This is a genomic window from Hyphobacterium sp., assembly GCF_043584775.1.
GTDB lineage: Bacteria > Pseudomonadota > Alphaproteobacteria > Caulobacterales > Maricaulaceae > Hyphobacterium.
On sequence record NZ_CP121327.1, the window covers coordinates 588,845 to 607,085 of the forward strand.

17 protein-coding genes are annotated in these 18,241 nt (G+C 59.3%); 6 read left to right on the top strand and 11 right to left on the bottom strand.

Annotated elements, in window-relative coordinates:
- Positions 1-28 precede the first annotated feature (28 nt).
- From P0D52_RS02765 to P0D52_RS02785, 5 genes are all read left to right on the top strand, one after another.
- Positions 29-2,122, top strand: a complete 2,094-nt coding sequence (locus tag P0D52_RS02765; protein WP_394693916.1) for a M13 family metallopeptidase — start codon at positions 29-31, stop codon at positions 2,120-2,122.
- A 141-nt stretch (positions 2,123-2,263) separates the two neighbouring features.
- Positions 2,264-4,414, top strand: a complete 2,151-nt coding sequence (locus P0D52_RS02770) for a M13 family metallopeptidase (RefSeq protein ID WP_394693917.1) — start codon at positions 2,264-2,266, stop codon at positions 4,412-4,414.
- Between the two features lie 164 nt (positions 4,415-4,578).
- Entirely contained in the window at positions 4,579-5,619 is a 1,041-nt protein-coding gene (gene rfbB / locus P0D52_RS02775; RefSeq protein ID WP_394693918.1) for a dTDP-glucose 4,6-dehydratase, read from the top strand.
- A 13-nt stretch (positions 5,620-5,632) separates the two neighbouring features.
- The gene (gene rfbA, locus P0D52_RS02780) at positions 5,633-6,517 is read left to right on the top strand and encodes a glucose-1-phosphate thymidylyltransferase RfbA (protein ID WP_394693919.1); all 885 of its coding nucleotides are present in this window, start codon (positions 5,633-5,635) and stop codon (positions 6,515-6,517) included.
- Between the two features lie 70 nt (positions 6,518-6,587).
- A complete protein-coding gene (locus tag P0D52_RS02785; protein WP_394693920.1) occupies positions 6,588-7,391 on the top strand; it encodes a sulfite exporter TauE/SafE family protein in 804 nt (267 codons plus the stop codon).
- Here the strand turns inward: P0D52_RS02785 and P0D52_RS02790 are convergent.
- The 8 genes from P0D52_RS02790 to P0D52_RS02825 all read right to left on the bottom strand — a co-directional run bounded on the left by P0D52_RS02790 (position 7,388) and on the right by P0D52_RS02825 (position 14,618).
- Complete coding sequence (locus tag P0D52_RS02790; protein WP_394693921.1) at positions 7,388-8,419, bottom strand: NAD-dependent epimerase/dehydratase family protein; 1,032 nt, start codon at positions 8,417-8,419, stop codon at positions 7,388-7,390. The two genes, P0D52_RS02785 and P0D52_RS02790, sit on opposite strands and share 4 nt — an antisense overlap.
- A gap of 21 nt (positions 8,420-8,440) precedes the next feature.
- Complete coding sequence (locus P0D52_RS02795) at positions 8,441-9,145, bottom strand: DUF4197 domain-containing protein (protein WP_394693922.1); 705 nt, start codon at positions 9,143-9,145, stop codon at positions 8,441-8,443.
- Between the two features lie 19 nt (positions 9,146-9,164).
- Complete coding sequence (locus P0D52_RS02800; protein ID WP_394693923.1) at positions 9,165-10,397, bottom strand: ABC transporter permease; 1,233 nt, start codon at positions 10,395-10,397, stop codon at positions 9,165-9,167.
- Positions 10,394-11,077, bottom strand: coding sequence for an ABC transporter ATP-binding protein (locus tag P0D52_RS02805; RefSeq protein WP_394693924.1), 684 nt, complete (start codon positions 11,075-11,077; stop codon positions 10,394-10,396). Before P0D52_RS02805 ends, P0D52_RS02800 begins: the two co-directional genes overlap by 4 nt.
- Entirely contained in the window at positions 11,074-12,543 is a 1,470-nt protein-coding gene (locus P0D52_RS02810; RefSeq protein WP_394693925.1) for an efflux RND transporter periplasmic adaptor subunit, read from the bottom strand. The genes P0D52_RS02805 and P0D52_RS02810 overlap by 4 nt, the downstream gene beginning before the upstream one ends.
- A gap of 228 nt (positions 12,544-12,771) precedes the next feature.
- Entirely contained in the window at positions 12,772-13,473 is a 702-nt protein-coding gene (locus P0D52_RS02815; protein ID WP_394694754.1) for a glycosyltransferase family 2 protein, read from the bottom strand.
- Between the two features lie 54 nt (positions 13,474-13,527).
- Complete coding sequence (locus P0D52_RS02820) at positions 13,528-14,436, bottom strand: hypothetical protein (protein WP_394693926.1); 909 nt, start codon at positions 14,434-14,436, stop codon at positions 13,528-13,530.
- Positions 14,397-14,618 carry a DUF6471 domain-containing protein gene (locus tag P0D52_RS02825; protein ID WP_394693927.1) on the bottom strand — a complete coding sequence of 74 codons (222 nt, stop codon included), beginning with the start codon at positions 14,616-14,618 and terminating at the stop codon, positions 14,397-14,399. Before P0D52_RS02825 ends, P0D52_RS02820 begins: the two co-directional genes overlap by 40 nt.
- 103 nt (positions 14,619-14,721) lie before the next feature.
- Here P0D52_RS02825 and P0D52_RS02830 point away from each other — a divergent pair, with 103 nt between their 5' ends.
- Positions 14,722-15,681, top strand: a complete 960-nt coding sequence (locus tag P0D52_RS02830; protein WP_394693928.1) for an IS1595 family transposase — start codon at positions 14,722-14,724, stop codon at positions 15,679-15,681.
- Positions 15,682-16,187: 506 nt separating this feature from the next.
- Here the strand turns inward: P0D52_RS02830 and P0D52_RS02835 are convergent.
- From P0D52_RS02835 to P0D52_RS02845, 3 genes are all read right to left on the bottom strand, one after another.
- Positions 16,188-16,679: a hypothetical protein gene (locus tag P0D52_RS02835; protein ID WP_394693929.1), complete on the bottom strand. Its 492-nt coding sequence runs from the start codon at positions 16,677-16,679 to the stop codon at positions 16,188-16,190.
- A 32-nt stretch (positions 16,680-16,711) separates the two neighbouring features.
- Positions 16,712-17,563, bottom strand: coding sequence for a glycosyltransferase (locus tag P0D52_RS02840; RefSeq protein ID WP_394693930.1), 852 nt, complete (start codon positions 17,561-17,563; stop codon positions 16,712-16,714).
- Between the two features lie 114 nt (positions 17,564-17,677).
- Positions 17,678-18,160 carry a SixA phosphatase family protein gene (locus P0D52_RS02845; RefSeq protein ID WP_394693931.1) on the bottom strand — a complete coding sequence of 161 codons (483 nt, stop codon included), beginning with the start codon at positions 18,158-18,160 and terminating at the stop codon, positions 17,678-17,680.
- Between the last annotated feature and the right edge of the window lie 81 nt (positions 18,161-18,241).

Here is an 18,241-nt window from a genome sequence, read left to right on the forward strand (position 1 = left end):
GGAACCGGTCTCAAAAGGGAAGCTGACGATGAAGAAACTGCTATTGGGTAGCGCATGTCTGGCCCTGCTGGCCGCGTGTAGCGAGCCGCAGACCACGGACACCACCACCGTCGACCAGACGGATGGTTCGACCATGGATGGCGGTCAGACCGAAATGGCGTCTGCCGAAATCGGCGATTGGGGTTTTGACCTCGCGGGTATGGATACGACAGTCGAACCGGGCAATGACTTCTTCCGCTACGCCAATGGCGAGTGGCTGGACACCACCGAGATTCCGGCTGACCTGTCAAACTACGGCATGTTCACCGAACTCGCGCTGGAAGCAGAGCAGCAGGTTCAGGACATCATCGTCGAGCTGGCCGAAACGGGCGGTGAAGCCGGATCGCCGGAACAACAGGTTGGTGATCTCTATGCCAGCTGGATGAATACCGAGGCGCTTGATGCGCGCGGTCTGGAAGCGATCCAGCCGCTGATGGCTGAAATCGATGCGGCGGAAACGCATGACGATTTTGCCGCTCTCTTCTCGTCGCTGCATCATCAGTCGATGTTCGGTGTCGGCATCATTCCGAACCCGGCGAACACGACCGAATACACGGTCTTCGTCGGACAGGGCGGCCTCGGCCTGCCGGATCGCGACTTCTACCTGAATGAGGGTGAGCGCTATCAGGAATACCGCGAAGCCTATGTCGCCTACATCACGCAGATCTTCGAACTGGCCGGTATTGAAGGCGGTGCGGAAAAAGCCGACGCCATTCTGGCGCTGGAAACCCGCATCGCGAATACGCACTGGACCCAGGATCGCAGCCGGATCATTTCCGAGATTCTCAACCCGATGACGCCGGAACAACTGGCCGAACTGGCCCCGGCCTTCAATTTCACGGCGGGCTTTGACTCGCTGGGTATTGGCGGACTTGGCACCTATATCGTGGCGCAGCCGAGCGCGCTCGAGGAATCGGCGGCTGTCTTCGCGGACACGCCGATCGACGTTCTGCGCGATTACATGACCTTCCACCTTCTGAATTCGAACACCAATGCCCTGCCAATGGCTTTTGATGCGGCGAGCTTTGATTTCTTCGGCCGGACGCTGAACGGTACCGAAGAACAGCGCCCGCGCGATCGCCGCGGCGTCAATCTGGTGGGCGGATCCCTCGGTGAGGTGGTCGGCCAGGTCTATGTTGACCGCCACTTCCCGCCGGAATCCAAGGATCAGATGGAAGATCTGGTGGCCAATCTGACGGCGGCCTTTGCCGAGCGTCTGGAAAACCTGGCCTGGATGGACGACGAAACGCGCGAGCAGGCTCTGCTGAAGCTGTCGACCTTCGAGCCCCGCATTGGTTATCCGGATGAGTGGACGGATTATTCCTCGCTGGAAATCGATGCCGATGACCTGTTCGGAAACCTGCACCGGATCAACGAATTCAACTGGAACCAGCAGGTTGAAGACCTGAGTGGTCCGGTCGATCGCAATGCCTGGCCGTATCCGCCGCAAACGGTGAATGCGTCCTACAATCCGTTGATGAACCAGATCACCTTCCCGGCGGGTATTCTGCAGCCGCCATTCTTTGATCCGAATGCGGACGCCGCCATCAATTACGGTGCTATCGGCGCTGTGATCGGTCACGAAATCGGCCACGGTTTTGACGATCAGGGCCGCGAATTCGACGAAGCCGGCCTGTATCGCAACTGGTGGACCGAAGCGACCAATGAAGCGTTCAATGAGCGTGCCGGCCGCCTTGGCACCCAGTATGACGGTTACTCCCCGATCGAGGGCGAGTTCGTGAACGGTACTTTCACCATGGGTGAAAACATTGGTGATCTGGGCGGGCTGCAAATGGCCTACTCCGCCTATCAACGCCATCTCGCCGCCTGCTGCGACGGGGAAGCCGAAGTGCTGGACGGTCTGACCGGCGATCAGCGCTTCTTCCTCGCCTGGGCACAGGTCTGGCGCCGCCTCTATCGTGAGGACAATCTGCGCCAGCGTCTGGTCACCGACCCGCACAGCCCGTCGCAATACCGCACGAATGGTGTCGTCCGTAACCTCGATGCCTGGTATGCGGCGTTTGAAGTGACCGAGGATGATGCGCTTTACCTGCCGCCGGAAGAACGCGTCCGGATCTGGTAAATCAAGACAGACCTTGACTGAATGACGGCTCCGCATTTCGTGCGGAGCCGTTTTCTTTTCCGAAAATGACAGGAAATTCAGTTGAGCCTGTCACGATCTACGCTAGGTATCTCCATCGAATTGACCTTGGGGAGCTTGATTGTGATCAGGAAACTATTGCTGGCATCCAGCGCTTTTGCTCTCGTCGTGGCGTGTAGCCCGGCCGAGATGACCGACGATACCGATACGTCTGCCAATACCGAAACCATGGACGAGACCGCCATGGATGCGTCCGGCGCATCGGATACGTCGGAGGATATGGCCTCGGGTGAAGAAGAAATGGCGTCGGGCGAGGCCATTCTCGGTGATTGGGGCGTGGAGACACAGCACATCTCCGACACGATTGATCCGGGCGATGACTTCTTCCGCTATGTCAATGAAGGCTGGCTGGAAACGGCTGAATTCCCGCCGGGCTTTTCCAGCCTGAACGGCTTTACCGAACTCTACCTCCAGACCGAGGAGCGGATCGAGGGCATCATCCAGGAAGTGTCTGAAGCTGATAATGCCGAAGGCACGCCGGAATACCAGATCGCTACATTGTACAATGATTATCTGGATGCCGACCGGATCGAAGCCCTTGGCCTGGAGCCGCTGGAAGAGGGCATTGATGCCGCGATGACGGCGTCGACGCATGAAGACATTGCTCGCCTGATGGGCGCGCTGAACTATCCGTCCATCATGTCGTTCGGTGTGACCATCGATCCGGGTGACCCGACGCGTTATGTGATCTCGACCGGCCAGTCTGGCCTGGGTCTGCCGAACCGCGACTTCTATCTGCGCGATGAAGACCCCTTCCCCGAGCACCGGGCGGCCTATGTCGATTACATGGCCGGTCTGTTTGACCGCGCCGGAATCGAGAATGGCCGTGAACGCGCCGAAGCCATCCTGGCTTTCGAAACCGCGATCGCCGACATTCACTGGCCGCTGGACCGGGTCCGTGACCGGATCGCAAATTATGATCTGCAGACCGTTGACGCCCTGATGGACTATGCGCCGGGCTTCCCGTGGGAGGCCTTTATCGAGGCTGGTGGCGGTGCCGGACAGGAAGAGATTATCGTCAATCAGAACACGGCCGTTCAAAGCCTGTCGCAGCTCTTCGCGGAAACCCCGGTCGAAACGCTGCAATCCTATCTGACCTTCCATTATATCGACAATCATACGGCCATGCTGCCGCAGGCCTATGATCAGGCTTCCTGGGAATTCTATTCCCGCCAGCTGAACGGTACGGAAGAACAGCGTCCGCGCGAATTGCGGGCGGTCCAGATGGTCAATGGCAGCTTCGGTGAAGCGCTCGGGCAGGTCTATGTCGAGCGGTATTTCCCGGCCGATTACCGCGACCAGATGACCGAGCTGGTGGAATATCTCCGCCGTGCCTTTGCTGATCGCCTCGAAACCCTGGAATGGATGGACGACGAAACGCGGGCTGAAGCGTTCGCCAAGCTTGAAGCCTTCCTGCCGAAAATCGGTTATCCGGAAGTGTGGCGCGATTTCTCCTCGATCGAAATTGTCGAAGGCGATCTGATTGGCAATTCGCACCGGATTGCGGAATGGTATCGCGCCGATTCACGCTCCCGTCTCGGCGGTCCGATCCGCTCATGGGAGTGGTTCATGAGCCCGCAAACGGTGAATGCGTACTATTCCTCGCAGCGTAACGAGATCGTTTTCCCGGCCGCTATCCTGCAGCCGCCCTTCTTTGACCCGAATGCCGATCCGGCCGTCAATTTTGGCGCCATTGGCGGCGTCATCGGCCACGAAATGGGCCACGGCTTCGATGATCAGGGTAGCCGTTCGGACGGCACCGGGCTGCAACGCAACTGGTGGACCGAGTTTGCACGTAGCGAGTTTGAATCGCGGACTTCGGTGCTGGAGGGGCAATATAACGGCTTCTGTCCGGTAGAAGGCGAATGTGTTCGCGGCAACCAGACAATGGGCGAGAATATTGGCGATCTCGGTGGTCTCTCCATCGCCCGCCATGCCTATCACATGTACCTGGCCGATCATTCCAACGGTGAAGCCCCTGTGCTGGACGGCTTTACGGGCGATCAGCGTTTCTTCCTCGCCTGGGCCCAGGTCTGGCGCGGTCTGCGCACGGAAGATTCCATGCGGTCGCGCCTGATCTCCGGCGTTCATAGCCCGAACCAGTATCGGACCAATGGCGTCGTGCGGAACATGGACGCCTGGTATGAGGCGTTCAACATCTCCGAAGATGATGAGCTCTACCTGCCGCCTGAACAGCGGGTCAGCATCTGGTAAGAGCCTGCCAAATCTGAAGAAGGCCCGGCCACTGTGCCGGGTCTTTTTTTGACGTAAATTGTGCCTGTGGCCGTCCTTTGCCCGCTTTCAAAAATGCAGTGGGCGGTTGCCTTTCGGCTGCGGGCCTGTTTTCTGCCTGCAGCAGGTCACGGGGACAGCTATAAATGCGCATTCTTGTTACGGGCGGCTGCGGCTTCATCGGGTCGGCACTGGTTCGCAAACTGGTGGCCGAGGGGCATGATGTCCTGAATCTGGATGCCCTGACCTATGCCGGGGACGAGCGGTCCATCGCGGAGATCGCCAACGCGCAAGGCTATCAATTCCGGAAGGTGGATATTGCCGATGCCGGTGCCGTTGCTTCCGCCTTTGCCGATTTCAATCCCCATCGCGTTTTTCACCTGGCGGCGGAAAGCCATGTCGACCGGTCGATCGATGGGCCCGGGATTTTCATCCGGACCAACCTAGTGGGCACATCGGTCATGCTGGATTCCGCCCGAGAGTATTGGCGCGGTCTCGATGAGCTGGCGCGCGCGGCATTCCGCTTTGTCCACGTCTCGACGGATGAGGTTTACGGGACGCTCGGCTTCGATGATCCGGCCTTTACCGAAGACACGCCCTATGCGCCCAACAGTCCCTATGCCGCCTCGAAGGCGGGCGCGGACCATCTGGCGCGCGCCTGGGTCGAGACCTATGGCCTGCCGGTCATCATCACCAATTGTTCGAATAATTACGGGCCATTCCAGCATCCGGAAAAACTGATCCCGACGGTCATCCGCACCGCTTTGTCCGGCGGCGATATTCCGGTCTATGGCAAGGGCGAGAATATCCGCGACTGGCTTTATGTGAGCGATCATGTCGCCGGCCTGATGGCGGCTGCTGACGCCGGTGAGGTCGGCCGGAAGTATAATTTCGGCGGCGATGCCGAGCGCACGAATATCGATCTGGTGCGCACACTTTGCCGCCTGCTGGATGACAAGCGCCCCTCGCCAAAGCCTTATGAAGACCAGATCCGCTTTGTGGCTGATCGTCCCGGTCATGACATGCGCTATGCCGTCAACAGCGCCCGCGCTCGGGCCGAGCTGGGCTGGGCGCCGTCCGTGACGCTTGACAGCGGGCTGTCGGAAACGGTCGACTGGTATCTGGCGCACCCTGACTGGTTGTCGCGTGATGCGGCAGAAATCGCTCGCCTCGGCCTCGGCCGCTAGAAGGAGATCCGGCATGGCATCCAAATGGAAAGGTCTCATTCTGGCGGGCGGCACGGGCAGCCGCCTCTATCCGCTGACGCTTTCGGTGAACAAGCACCTTCTGCCGGTATTCGACAAGCCGATGATCTATTATCCGCTGACCACGCTGATGCTGGGCGGTGTGCGGGATTTTGTCATCGTTTCGAACCCGGAATCCATTCCGCAAATCCAGGCTTTGCTCGGGGATGGCGAAAAATGGGGCCTGACCTTCGAATATGTGGCGCAGAACAAGCCCGGCGGCATAGCCGAAGGCTTCCGGGTCGCCGCCAATGAACTTCAGGGGCATAATATTGCGCTCATTCTCGGCGATAATATTTTCTACGGCGATGGTTTATCGAAACGCATTCAGGAAGCCGCAAAGCAAGACAAGGGCGCGACGATTTTCGGCTATGAGGTCGCGGACCCCTCTGCCTTCGGCGTGGTCGAGCTGGGCGAGGATGGCCGCGCCATTTCGCTGGAAGAAAAGCCGAAAAAGCCAAAGTCGAAGCTCGCTGTGCCGGGTATCTATTTCTATGATCCCGATGTGCTGGACATTGCCTGGAAATTGAAACCGTCGGGCCGCGGCGAGCTGGAGATCACCGATGTCAATCGTGCCTATATGGAGCGCGGCGATCTGCACGTGAAAACCATTGGCCGCGGCGTGGCCTGGCTCGATGGCGGCACGCATGCCGATCTGTTCGAGGCCGGTCAATTCATCAAGGTGGTTGAAGAACGCACCGGACTGAAAGTGGCCTGTCCTGAAGAAATCGCCTTCCGCATGGGCTTCATTGATCGGGCGGGTCTGGCCGAGCTGGTGGATGACAGCCCGAAAACCGAATACCAGAAATACCTGAAAGACTTGCTGGACCGGACGAAGTAAGGTCCCGGACAGCAACATCCGGGGGGATACATGAAAAAGGCAGGCGGGTTGATCATGCGGGTGGTTTGCGGTGGCTGACCCGCATCTGCTTCAGGATGTCCTGTCGGTTTTTTCCGGCACGCTGGTCGGGTTCATTCTCGGCCTGGTAGGCGGCGGTGGGTCCATTCTGGCCGTGCCGCTCCTGGTCTATGTCGTGCGCATCGGCAGCCCGCACTTGGCGATCGGGACCGGGGCTCTGGCGGTTGCGGCGAGCGCGCTCTTCAATCTTCTCTCCCATGCCCGCGCCGGCAATGTGAAATGGCAATGCGCGCTGGTGTTTGCAGCCGCCGGTGTGTTCGGCGCAGCGGCAGGCGCGTTTCTCGGGCAGCAGGTCGACGGTGAATTGCTGCTGGGCCTGTTTGGACTGTTGATGATCGTCGTCGGCGTATTGATGTTGCGGCCGCGCTCGGGTGGAAACGGGGATGTGCGGCTGACCTGGAAAGTCGCGCCGCGGCTGGCCGGGTCCGGTTTCGTAGTGGGTGGATTGTCGGGATTTTTCGGTATTGGCGGCGGGTTTCTGATCGTGCCCGGCCTGATCGTGGCGACGTCGATGCCGCTCCTGAATGCCATTGGCTCGTCACTCGTTTCGGTCACGGCCTTTGGCTCCGCGACGGCGGCCAGCTATGCGTTTTCCGGGCTCATTGTCTGGAGGATCGCCATCCTGTTTATTCTCGGCGGCGTTCTGGGTGGCATCGCCGGAAGCTGGGCATCAAAAGCGCTCTCCGTGCGCAAGCGGGCCCTGAACTATGTCTTTTCCGGCATCGTCATTTCGGTCGGCGTGATGGTCGCCGTGGACGGGTTGCGTACTCTCTATCACGCCATGCCGCCGGGCTAGCGCGGCGGTTTCACCACGCCGTATTCGATCAGCGACTCTGCGGCGGCCTCGATCGCTTCCCGGGCCGGGCGGAAGGCAATGCCGGTCTTCTCGGTGACATAGGCGGTCTTGGCGATGCGTTTGCGGCCGAGATCAGCCGTGATGGATTTCAGATTCTTGTCGAATATCGCCATGAAGCGAACCAGCCAGGCCGGCAATTCCTTTGTCGGGATCTTCTTGGCAAAGGCCGGGAAGGCGGCAGCGAGGATGAGCGCCATTTCCTGCATGGAGACAGTATCGGCGGCAGCCAGAAGACGCAGCCCGCCGGTATTGGGTGACTCCATCGCCGCCACATGCAGGGCCGCGAGATCGCGCACATCGACCGTCGGGAAGCGCAGGGGCGGGGAGGCCGGATAAGCGCCTTTCAGGAGCATTTCGACAACAGACAGCGAGGTGCCGATCCGCTCGTCCAGAGAGGGCCCCAATACCAGACCCGGATTGATGACACTGGCCCGTTCGCGCTCGCCGCGCTCGTCCAGCAGGGCCCAGAGCGCTTGCTCGGCGCGGGTCTTGGAAATGATATAGGGCGAGATCGCTTTCCATTCGGGGTCGGACCAGGCTTCCGGCCCGGCCTCGAATTCGCCCTTGAAGGCCGGGTTGTACATCACTGCGGCCAACGAGGATGTGACGACGATGCGCTTTGCCCCTGCATCGAGGCCTGCCTTCACAACGCGTAGCATGCCGTCTCGGGCCTCGGGCACCAGAGCTTCGCGATCATCGGGCTGCGCGAGCGGGAAGGGCGAGGCGAGGTGCTGGATATAATCGCAACCGGAGACGGCCTCTGCCCAGCCATCATCGCTGGTCAGATCGGCTTCGACAAAACGGATATTGGTGTGATCGGCGCCATGACGGACCAGCGTTTCCTTGACCGGATCCGCTTTCGAGGTGTCGCGGACTGTGCCGACGACGTCGTGCCCGGCTTGCAATAGCTGAAGCGCCACGTGTTTGGCGATGAAGCCGCTAATGCCTGTAACGAGAACCTGCGCCATTCTAATCCCCCCGATTAGTATCTACTGGCCGAACAGGCCTCTCAAGATATCGCGTGTCCGACCGGCCGGATTGCTACGGATGCCCCGCTCTTCCTCACCGACATAATGGAATACCCCATCGAGGGCTTTTTCAACCGCAAAGTCGGTGACCTCGCCGCGAAAGTCCCGAGCCGTCGACTGGGCATTGCGATTGCGGCCGAAAATGCGGCCAATATCTGACTGGCGATCCACCAGTCCGGCGGCACTGTCCAGCGCACCATAGGCACCCGATGCGGCGAGCGTGGATTCCATGGGCGGATGCAGAAGCCCGTTGAGTGGCGCTTCCGTGCGGGAGCGCAAATATTGTGTCGCGGCGGTATCGCTGCCGCGCAATATGCTGACGCCGTCCGAGATGGTCATGGACCGGATGGCGTTGATCACCAGATCGCGGGCTTGCGGCATGACGGCTTCCGCCGCGCGATTCATCCGCAATTCCAGATCATCCAGTGGTCCGGACAGGCCCAGCGGCTGAAGGCGGCGCTGGGTGGTATTCAGCAGACCCGGCAATGGGATGCGGACCAGGCGGTCGCCGAAAAATCCGTCGCGCTGGCCCAGACGCTGCGTGGCCTGTCGTGTGGCCGTTACCAGCATGGAGCGGATGCCGGACGCGGCGCCCTGTGCCTGCGCTGTAGCCGGCACGATGAGAGCGGCCGCCGCGGCGGTCAGGAAGTGGCGGCGATGGATCATGTTCGGCTCCTTATGGCCGTTATTCGAAGCGCAAGGCCTCGATCGGATCCAGTCTTGATGCCCTATGTGCGGGATAAAAGCCAAAGAAAATCCCGACAAAGGCCGAAGCTCCGATGGCGATGAAGGCCACGGTCGGCTGGATTTCGATGGGGAATTGGTCCAGCGAGTCAATATAGGCGGCCCCACCGATTCCGATCAGGAGACCGAGCAATCCGCCGGTAAAGCACAGAACGACACTCTCGATCAGGAACTGGTTGCGGATATCGGCGCGCTTGGCTCCGACGGCCAGCCGCAGGCCGATTTCCCGCGTCCGTTCGGTCGTGGAGACCAGCATGATATTCATGATGCCGATCCCGCCGACCAGCAGCGAAATGCCGGCCGCGGCGGCGAGCAGAAGACCCAGCTGGCTTTCGGTTTCATTTCGAGCGCGGATGAACTCGCCGAGATTATTGACCGAGAAATCATCTTCGGCGCCCGGCTGGATATTGCGCCGCAAACGCATCAGGTCCTCAAGATCGGCGGTCACCATGTCCGCATTCGCCGACGCGTCGATCTCGGCATAGATGGTAAAAACCGGGTCGCGGACGCCCAGATCATAGCCGAGAATGCGGTCGCGCACGGTGTTGATCGGGGCCAGGGCGACATCGTCCTGATCCTGCCCCCAGCTGGACTGGCCCTTGGCGGACATGACCCCGATAATCTCCATGGGCGTTGTGCCGACCCGGACGATCTGTCCGATTGGATCGGAGGCTCCATAGAGTTCACGCGCGAGGGTCTGGCCAATCAGGACGACGCGGGCGCCGGAATTGACTTCCTCGGGATAGAAGGTGCGGCCGGAGGATGGAAACCAGTCCCGCGTCTCGAAATATTCGGCATGGACGCCCTGTATCCGGGTCGACCAGTTCACGCCATCAGCGACAAAAGTGGATGTGCCGGACATTTCGCCCGAAACAGCCGCAATGCCGTCGATCTCGTTGCGGATCGCTTCCACGTCCTCGTCATTCATGAAGGTGGCTGTGCCAGCACCGCCGCGGCGGCCGCCGAAGGCACTCGAGCCCGGGCGAATGATCAGGAGGTTGGCGCCGAAGGAGGCAATCTGCTCCTCAATGGCGTTGCTGGCGCCTTCTGTCACCGAAACCATGACGATAACGGCGGAGACACCGATCACTACGCCCAGCATGGCGAGGGCGGATCGCAGAGCGTTGACGCGCAGAGCGGTCAGGGCGACGCGGATGGCGGCGAAGATATTCATGTCCGGTCCTCGATGATTTGCCCGTCACGGAAGACGATCTGCCGCCGCGCATGATCGGCGACGTCCTGTTCGTGGGTGACGAGAATGATGGTCATGCCGTCGCGATTCAGCGCGTCGAAGATTTGCAGGATTTCCTCGGACGTCTGGGTGTCGAGCGCGCCCGTGGGTTCATCTGCCAGCAGAATGGTCGGATCGTTGACGAGGGCGCGCGCGATTGCCACGCGCTGTTGCTGACCGCCAGAGAGCTGGGAGGGATGGTGATCCATGCGCTCGCCCAGCCCCACCTGGGTCAGACGCGCTTCGGCACGCTGTTTGCGCTCGGCGGCGGATATGCCCGAATAGACCAACGGCAATGAGGCGTTATCCACGGCGGCGGTGCGGGGCAGAAGGTTGAATTGCTGGAAAACAAAACCGACGCGGCGGCTGCGGAAAGCGGCCAGCTCGTCCGGTTTCATGCCTTCGAGTTTCTCGCCATCAATTTCCAGCGTGCCGGAAGTGGGCCGGTCGAGGGCCCCGATCATGTTCATGAAGGTCGATTTGCCAGACCCGGACGAGCCCATGATAGCGACATATTCGCCGCGCTGGATATCCACGCTGACGCCGCGAAGTGCATGCACTTCGTTATCGCCCATCTTGTAGACGCGGGTCAGATCCCGGCAGTGGATCAGGGCAGAACTCATCCTTCGGACATCCGGGCGCGGGTAACGACGGCTTCGCCTGCTTCCAGTTGTCCGGCGACCACCTCGGTGCGCCGGCCATCACCGACGCCGATGCGCAGGCGACGTTCTTCCAGGAAGCCGTCCTCGGTTTCAATCCAGACGCTCGCCGCGCGGGTTTCGGCGTTTTCTGCCTGCATCTGCGTGAAGCGAGCCATTTGCTCTTCTGTCAGGATCGGACGCAGCGCATTGGCGAAAAGCTGATTCATCGCATTACGATCCGGCGGTTGACCGGTGGACTGGATCTGGGACTGCATCTGCATGAAGGCGGCCCGGACGGCCTGCTGGGCCTCCTCGCGCTGGCTTTCGGTCATCTCCAATTGCTCGGCGATGCGATCCATCATGCCACCACCACTGCGCCCGCCGCGGTCACCGCCGCCGCGCTGACCCTGCTGGGACTCCTCGGCGGGGCGGGCGAGCGCTTCAAGCGCGCCGGACGGGCGGAAGCGCAAGGCGGAGTTGGGAACAGAGAGGACGCCTTCACGTTCGCCGGTCACAATATTCAGATTGGCCGTCATGCCCGGCAGCAATCTCTGACCCGGATTCTGGGCGGTAATCACGACGGTATAGGTGACGACGTTGGATTCATTCGTCGCGGCGAGGCGGACCTGATCGACCGTGCCCTCATAGTCCTGCCCGGGGAAGGCATCGACGGTAAAGGTGGCGGTCTGCCCCTGAAGGATCTGGCCGATATCGCTTTCATCCACCTGGGCGTCGATCTGGATGACGGACAGGTCCTGCGCGATGGTGAAGAGTACGGGTGCCGACATACTGGCGGCGACGGTCTGGCCGACATCGACCGCGCGATTAATGACAACGCCATCAATGGGGGCGCGGATGACGGTGCGTTCCAGATCGATCTGGGCGCCGTTCAGTGTGGCTTCGCGCTGTTGCAGCGTGGCGCGCGCATTGCGGATCTGGGCAAGGGCGACGGCGCGCTCAGAGCGGGAGGATTCCAGTGCGGCTTCTGCAGCTTCAAAGGCGGCGGTGCTGGCAATGCCACGTTCCAGCAGGGATTCAATGCGGCGGAATTCTTCTTCTGCCACACGGAGATTGGCATCGACGCGTTGAAGGCCGGCCTGCTGCAGGGCGATCTGAGCGTTGGCCGTCGCAACAGCGGCTTCTGCTTCACGGACGCGGGTTTCATATGACTGCGGATCAATGCGGGCGATGACCTGGCCTTCTTCAACCGGCGAGTTGAAGTCGACCGTCAGATCGGCAATCTGCCCCGATAGCTGGGAGCCGACCTCGACCGTGACGCGCGCGCGCACAGCCCCGGTGGCGGCGACGGATCGGCGAATATCGGCCAGCTCTGCGGCTTCGGACTCGATGGTCAGCTCGCCATCCGGTGCGCTGCGCCCGAAGAAATACCACGCACCTGCAATAGCGATCAAAACGGCTGCCCCCGCCGCGATCCAGAGTCTGTTCATTTTAATGCCCCGATTGATTCACCGGAAAGCATTCCGGCCCTTTGTTCTTCGTAAATGACGCAGTTGGCCGTATCTTCAAGTGAATTCGTGTTCAGAAAGAGGCCGGTGACTACAGGCCCATGCGATCATTGAAGCGTCCGCCGGTCTCGATCCCGACAAAAGAGACGAGGTGAGCGAGCAGTAGCAGCAGGAAAAACCCGAGCGTTATCGCCAACAAGGTCCAGGGAATCAGCCGTGGGCCTTTTGTCGGATCCGGTTCGTGACGCGTCTGCCAGGCGCAAAACGCAAAGGCGGCGGCGGAGGTGAAGAACAGGATGAGAGTGAGGGTGAGGGACATTCCGGCTCCGGCGCATTGGTGAATCCATGTTCGGTCTTGGCCCAGAAATAGGGGCGGATGCGCAATTCCACCAGAGCGGTCATGGCGGCAAATGTCTGCAACGGCCAATAAAGCGGTATTCGGGCAAAGTCGAGCCAGCGTGTTCGCAACCCTGCGCGACGAATGGCCACCGCGCTGCAGAGTATGGAGGCGGCATAGCCAATCAGCAGAAATCCCGCCGCCGGCAGGTTGGCGGGTACAAGGTTCAATATCCACAAGCTGACCAAGAGCAGGAGGGCGGGACCATGAAGCAGGGCAGACAGGGCGGCGGCGCCAATTGTGAGCGCGAGGCTGAGAGCCGCAAGGGCGGTTAATTGCGATGGTTGGCGAAGCTGGACCGCCAGTGTCTGGATATAGCCTTTGAGCCATCGCGATCGCTGGCGAATCCAGGGGCGAATGCTTTCAGGGGCTTCTTCCATAGTCTGCGGGGCGATCACATCGCTGCGATAGCCCAGCCGGGCCAGACGAAAGCCCAGATCGGCATCTTCGGTGACATTATAGGCATCCCAGCCTCCGGCATCTTCCAGAGCGGCGCGCCGGAAATGCGCCCTTATGTAGCAAGAGCACCAAAGCTACGCGGGCAACGGGAGTGAGCCGTGATTAAGGCGTTAGCTTTGGGGGCTTTGTTCTTTTGGGTTTTCTACAATTATAGCGGGCCAACCAACCTTGAAGACGGTTTCTCCGGTTCCAATTCCGCTCGATTCGGCAACCCATTCATTTTTGAAAACGTCGCGGTATCTGATTTTAACATTAATCACGAACTTGATGTCGCCGGTTTCTATTTGATCAAACAGGTCCTCGGTTCCATGCGGCGTAAGAGCAAATGTTCCCTCTGCGCCCGGAGCAAGCGGCGTGGTTTGCTGTTTGATCTCGATGGGAAGTTCGGGCGTAATCATTTGCCCGGCTTTGTTGCTAAGTCCGTATTCAAGCTCGACTCTTATGTTGTCGGCGAGGGATTGCCCATAGTTTTTGAACGTCAGAACAATGATTACGCGAGTTCTATCTTTTTTGCCGCGCCGGGACCTAAACTCTTGCGCCCCAACATAGGCGCGAACCTGTTTTTGTCCCATTTCGCGGGTTACATCGACAGTATCTTGCGCGGCTTTAGTGGTTTTTCGGGCCTCATCCAGAGTCAAATAGACCAGTCCAACAGCTACGCCGGAAATCAACACACCAGCGCCCGCGAAGATGGCGGTCAGCAGCGTCCACTCAGCCATTTCCTGCTGCGCCTGCAAATCATATTGAGTGGTGCGCTGTTCGCCTTCTGTGTTTGGCGTTTGCCGGATGCATTCAAGGCCCACCGGGTCAATCGTGAGCACGCAGCTGCTGTGAATTTCGTCGTGACTTTGTTCGCTATAGCCTTGAGCGGCTATGTCACGCTGTTGGGCGTGTTCGCTGCGGTAGTTATGGGATACTAGCCCGAGCGCCAAGAGTGCGATTGCGACAGCCGTGAACGCGTTTGCCGCCTGTATCCACGTCAGACGTGAAGGGTTTTTGTCTCGATTGCCGTCAGACATGCCAGCATAAAAGCAGCACTGAACTTACCGCGCGAGAGTTTATTGCGGATATTCACTTCTTTTTCGCTGACGCCAATGTCGGCCAATCGTTCAACAAGCTGGGCGTAGGTTACGCCATGGCGCTTTAATTCGGCTTTCAGGAGGTTAGCCGCACGGGTTTCATAGGTGGATTGCTCTGCCATTTGTATCTCCTATGTATGAAAAAGTAACATAAAAGATACATATGCCCTTGCATTAGATACGTCAACGCACTATATACGTTACATAGGTAACGGAAATAGTGACATGACACAGCATTTTCTCCTCTCCGCAGAAGCCCGCAGCCTCTCCTTGAAAGAGATTTACAAGGCTGGCGAGGAAGCTGCCTATCAGACATTCCGGGCCATGCGCTGGCCTGAGACGAATGGTGAGGCGGTATGCCCGCGCTGTGGCTGCGTAGAGACGTATGACATCACCACCCGCCGCAAGTTCAAATGCGCGGCCTGTGGTCATCAATTCAGCGTCACGTCCGGCACCATATTCGCCAGCCGCAAGATGGAGTTCACGGATCTTCTCGCGGCGATCTGCCTTTTCGTGAATGGCGTAAAGGGCATGAGCGCGCTGCAAATGAGCCGCGATCTGGACGTTCAATACAAGACTGCCTTCGTGATGATGCACAAACTGCGTGAAGCCCTGTCGGCTGAAATGCGTGGACTTGAATTGTCTGGCGAGGTCGAAATCGACGGCTGCTATATCGGCGGCCATATCAAGCCTGCGAACCTGAAAAAGGACCGTATCGACCGCCGCAAGGCACGTCACCAGACCGGCACCCGCCGCGTGGTGGTGGCCCTGCGTCAACGTGGTGGCCGCACACTGCCTTTCGTTACCCGCACCGAAGATGAGGGCGTTTCGATTGCCGGACGCACTGTGAAGGCGGGATCAACGCTCTATGCAGACGAAGCCGCACATTGGGATGCGCTTTACCGTGCCTTCCCGCTTGGCCGGATCAATCACAGCGAGGCGTATAGCCTTGATGGTGCGCACACAAACAACGTCGAAAGCTATTTCTCACGGCTTCGCCGCATGATCCGTGGCCAGCACCACAAGGTCAGCCCGCAATACCTTCACCAGTATGCGAGCGAGGCGGCTTGGAAAGAGGACCATCGCCGGGAAAGCAATGGTGCGTTGGCTGGCCGCATTACGCGCCTTGCGATGGCTTCGCCCGTGAGTCGTGATTGGGCAGGATATTGGCAACGCGCTTGTTAACTCGAAGCGATTTTTACGTTGACAGTTGACAGTTAGCGTTGACCATTTCCTCAGTGAGTTTCGGAGGTTGTTGGATTCGTTGATTGAATCCACAATCAACCGGTGACGATTTCGGTTGACTGTAATAGGTTTTCACATAGGTTGTGAATGTAAGGCAAAAAAGAGGGCCGCACGAAGCGGCCCCCAAGTTAGGCTTTCTTACCTCCTAGGATAAGAACGGAAATGGGAGACAACGTGCTCCCATTTTCCTTTGCGGAAGCGGACGTAGCTGCTGACGAAAACAGCTTTTCGTCCCTTCCACCGTCTGGTGATGTAACTCATGTTACTCTCCATAGACCATCAACAGAAAGGGTCTGTCGCCCTTCGAGCGCACTGCGCACTCAAACCTTTGTTGAGAGCAACAGACGTTGTCGATGGACGTGGAGTCGCAAAGCGAATCACCACTTCCAGTATCTAATAGACGAAACGAATCGCAAGAACCGATTCCGAAAAACCAACGAAAAGAGTCAGTTGTGTGGATAAGCCCAGTCCCACAGCATATTGCCACGCTTGTCTTTGACGCCTTTCACGTCGCCAGACTGGCGCAGGATACGCAGGGCTTTTGATGCACGGCGGGTAACGTCTGTCAGGAACCGCCTGTCGCGCGGATCATCGCCGCGTATGGAGATTATTGCGGCGGCTATCTCACGCGAGCCTAGCGGCCTCTCAGCGTCCCTGAGCGTATCAATGATGGCATTGGTGAGTTCACCCTTGCCGAATACAACATGACGCCTCTGACGGGGCATAATGGCGTCCAGATCGCCTTCATAGCCAAGTATGGCCAGTGTACGGTCTAGGGCTTCTGTATCGTTCTTAATCTCTGCCAGCCTGTCGCGTATGCGTTCGGCTTCATTGAACAGGTCCGAGCGTTTGGTGAGTAGGCCGTTGATAGCGTGTTCTCCGGTATCAGTGCGGGAACGCTTTACGGTGCCGGATGGAGTGAGGGGTGCGATAGCCATGCCGGGAATGTGCCAGTTATCGGGATGGATTGTCAGTCAGATATTTGGTGCTCTTGATACATAAGACCGCGGAAATGATTGCTGGTTCCGCCTAGAGGCAGCGGCATGCCCAGCCGCGCCAAAAGCGGAAGAATGGCATCGAACTGGACCGCGTATTCCAGGGCAAACTGGCGCGTCAGCCAGTTGCGCTCATGGTTATACCAGTTCAGCGGCGCCTGAACGCAGCCCAATTGCGCATCTCCGGCCGCGAAGGCTTCTGCTGCAGCGCGCAGCTGACCCGGATGCGGCACGTCCTCGGCGTCGTAGACGGTGACAATGTCCCCGCGAGCAAAGGTAAGGGCATAGTTCAGCGCGCGCGGCTTGGTCCGGGGTGTGCCGTCCGGGACAATGATGATCTCGAACCGGCTATCGAACACCAGTTGGCGTGCGGTGCGGATGGTATCGCGATCATCGGCTTCCATGATGATCTTGATGTCGAGCCGGTCCGGCGGATAGTCGATCGCTGCGAGGGCGCGTGTGAGCTGTGAGAGGACCGCCGCTTCATTGTAGACCGGCGCGAGAATGGTGACGACGGGCAATTCGCCGTCGGTCAGCGTGGCAGCTTCTGCGCGGTGAACCGGTATTGCGGCGGCGGCGAGACGAAAGACGATTAGACTGAGGAAATACAAGGCGGCAATGGATTGCAGCAAGATCCAGCTGAAGCCGGGATTGAGGGTGACGGCGGTCAGGCCAGCGAGGGTCAAAAAGAGGGCGGCGTGTTTCTGCGCGGGGGTGATGCCGGCCCGCGCCGATAGGGCCGGTGTGCGATGAAACAGGCCGTTTGCAGCCATATCCGCCCATTCATCAGCCAGTCTGTGCGGTGCGAGCCGCTCGACCGCGCGCATATTCCGTCCCGCAGGTCTGCCTGCCGGATACCCCATCCCGTCCATCGTCAACCCCGATGTTTATCGACGCAACCTTAAAGGGAATTGTGGAAAAAAGCGAATCGCCGAGCGATTTCAGGCCTTGGGATTGATCAGAAGGTCCAGCGACACGTCGTTCAGAATATCATCAGTTGTGAAAACCGCCGCCGCGGAAGTGGGAAACCCGTCCGGCATTTCGTCGTCCTGACCAGCGCGTTCGGCCAGTGACAGGGCCAGAGCGCCAATACCCGGATTATGCCCGATAATCATTATGCTGCCGGACCGTTCGAAGGCTTCGATCGCAGCCCGGAACAGCATTTCCGGAGAGGCATGATAGAGCGTCATCGGGTCGTCGAATTTGGGGTTGCCCAGTGTTTCGCGCATGGTAACGAAGGTCTGCATGGCGCGTTGCGCTGGTGAGACGAGCGCCAGACCGGTCTCGATGCCTGCAGCTTTCAGTGCCGATGCGGTCTTTGCGGCATCCTCGCGCCCGCCCGGTGTCAGGCCGCGATCGAAATCATCGTCCGCGTCCATCCGGTCGACGGCTTTGGCATGGCGAACAAGGATCAGTCTTGGCATGGGCGGGCTTTCAGTCTGTCGAAAGGCGAGTTTGCCGCGACTTGCCGCAAAACGCTACCGGCCAGTGCGGTTTTCCACTGT

Bases quoted from the DNA above. Each gene is read 5' to 3' on its own strand.
- P0D52_RS02810 (WP_394693925.1), bottom strand. From the start codon at position 12,543: ATGAACAGACTCTGGATCGCGGCGGGGGCAGCCGTTTTGATCGCTATT.
- P0D52_RS02790 (WP_394693921.1), bottom strand. From the start codon at position 8,419: ATGGCGCAGGTTCTCGTTACAGGCATTAGCGGCTTCATCGCCAAACAC.
- rfbA (WP_394693919.1), top strand. From the start codon at position 5,633: ATGGCATCCAAATGGAAAGGTCTCATTCTGGCGGGCGGCACGGGCAGC.
- rfbB (WP_394693918.1), top strand. From the start codon at position 4,579: ATGCGCATTCTTGTTACGGGCGGCTGCGGCTTCATCGGGTCGGCACTG.
- P0D52_RS02795 (WP_394693922.1), bottom strand. From the start codon at position 9,145: ATGATCCATCGCCGCCACTTCCTGACCGCCGCGGCGGCCGCTCTCATC.
- P0D52_RS02825 (WP_394693927.1), bottom strand. From the start codon at position 14,618: ATGGCAGAGCAATCCACCTATGAAACCCGTGCGGCTAACCTCCTGAAA.
- P0D52_RS02805 (WP_394693924.1), bottom strand. From the start codon at position 11,077: ATGAGTTCTGCCCTGATCCACTGCCGGGATCTGACCCGCGTCTACAAG.
- P0D52_RS02840 (WP_394693930.1), bottom strand. From the start codon at position 17,563: ATGCGCGCGGTCGAGCGGCTCGCACCGCACAGACTGGCTGATGAATGG.
- P0D52_RS02800 (WP_394693923.1), bottom strand. From the start codon at position 10,397: ATGAATATCTTCGCCGCCATCCGCGTCGCCCTGACCGCTCTGCGCGTC.
- P0D52_RS02835 (WP_394693929.1), bottom strand. From the start codon at position 16,679: ATGGCTATCGCACCCCTCACTCCATCCGGCACCGTAAAGCGTTCCCGC.
- P0D52_RS02845 (WP_394693931.1), bottom strand. From the start codon at position 18,160: ATGCCAAGACTGATCCTTGTTCGCCATGCCAAAGCCGTCGACCGGATG.
- P0D52_RS02830 (WP_394693928.1), top strand. From the start codon at position 14,722: ATGACACAGCATTTTCTCCTCTCCGCAGAAGCCCGCAGCCTCTCCTTG.
- P0D52_RS02820 (WP_394693926.1), bottom strand. From the start codon at position 14,436: ATGTCTGACGGCAATCGAGACAAAAACCCTTCACGTCTGACGTGGATA.
- P0D52_RS02765 (WP_394693916.1), top strand. From the start codon at position 29: ATGAAGAAACTGCTATTGGGTAGCGCATGTCTGGCCCTGCTGGCCGCG.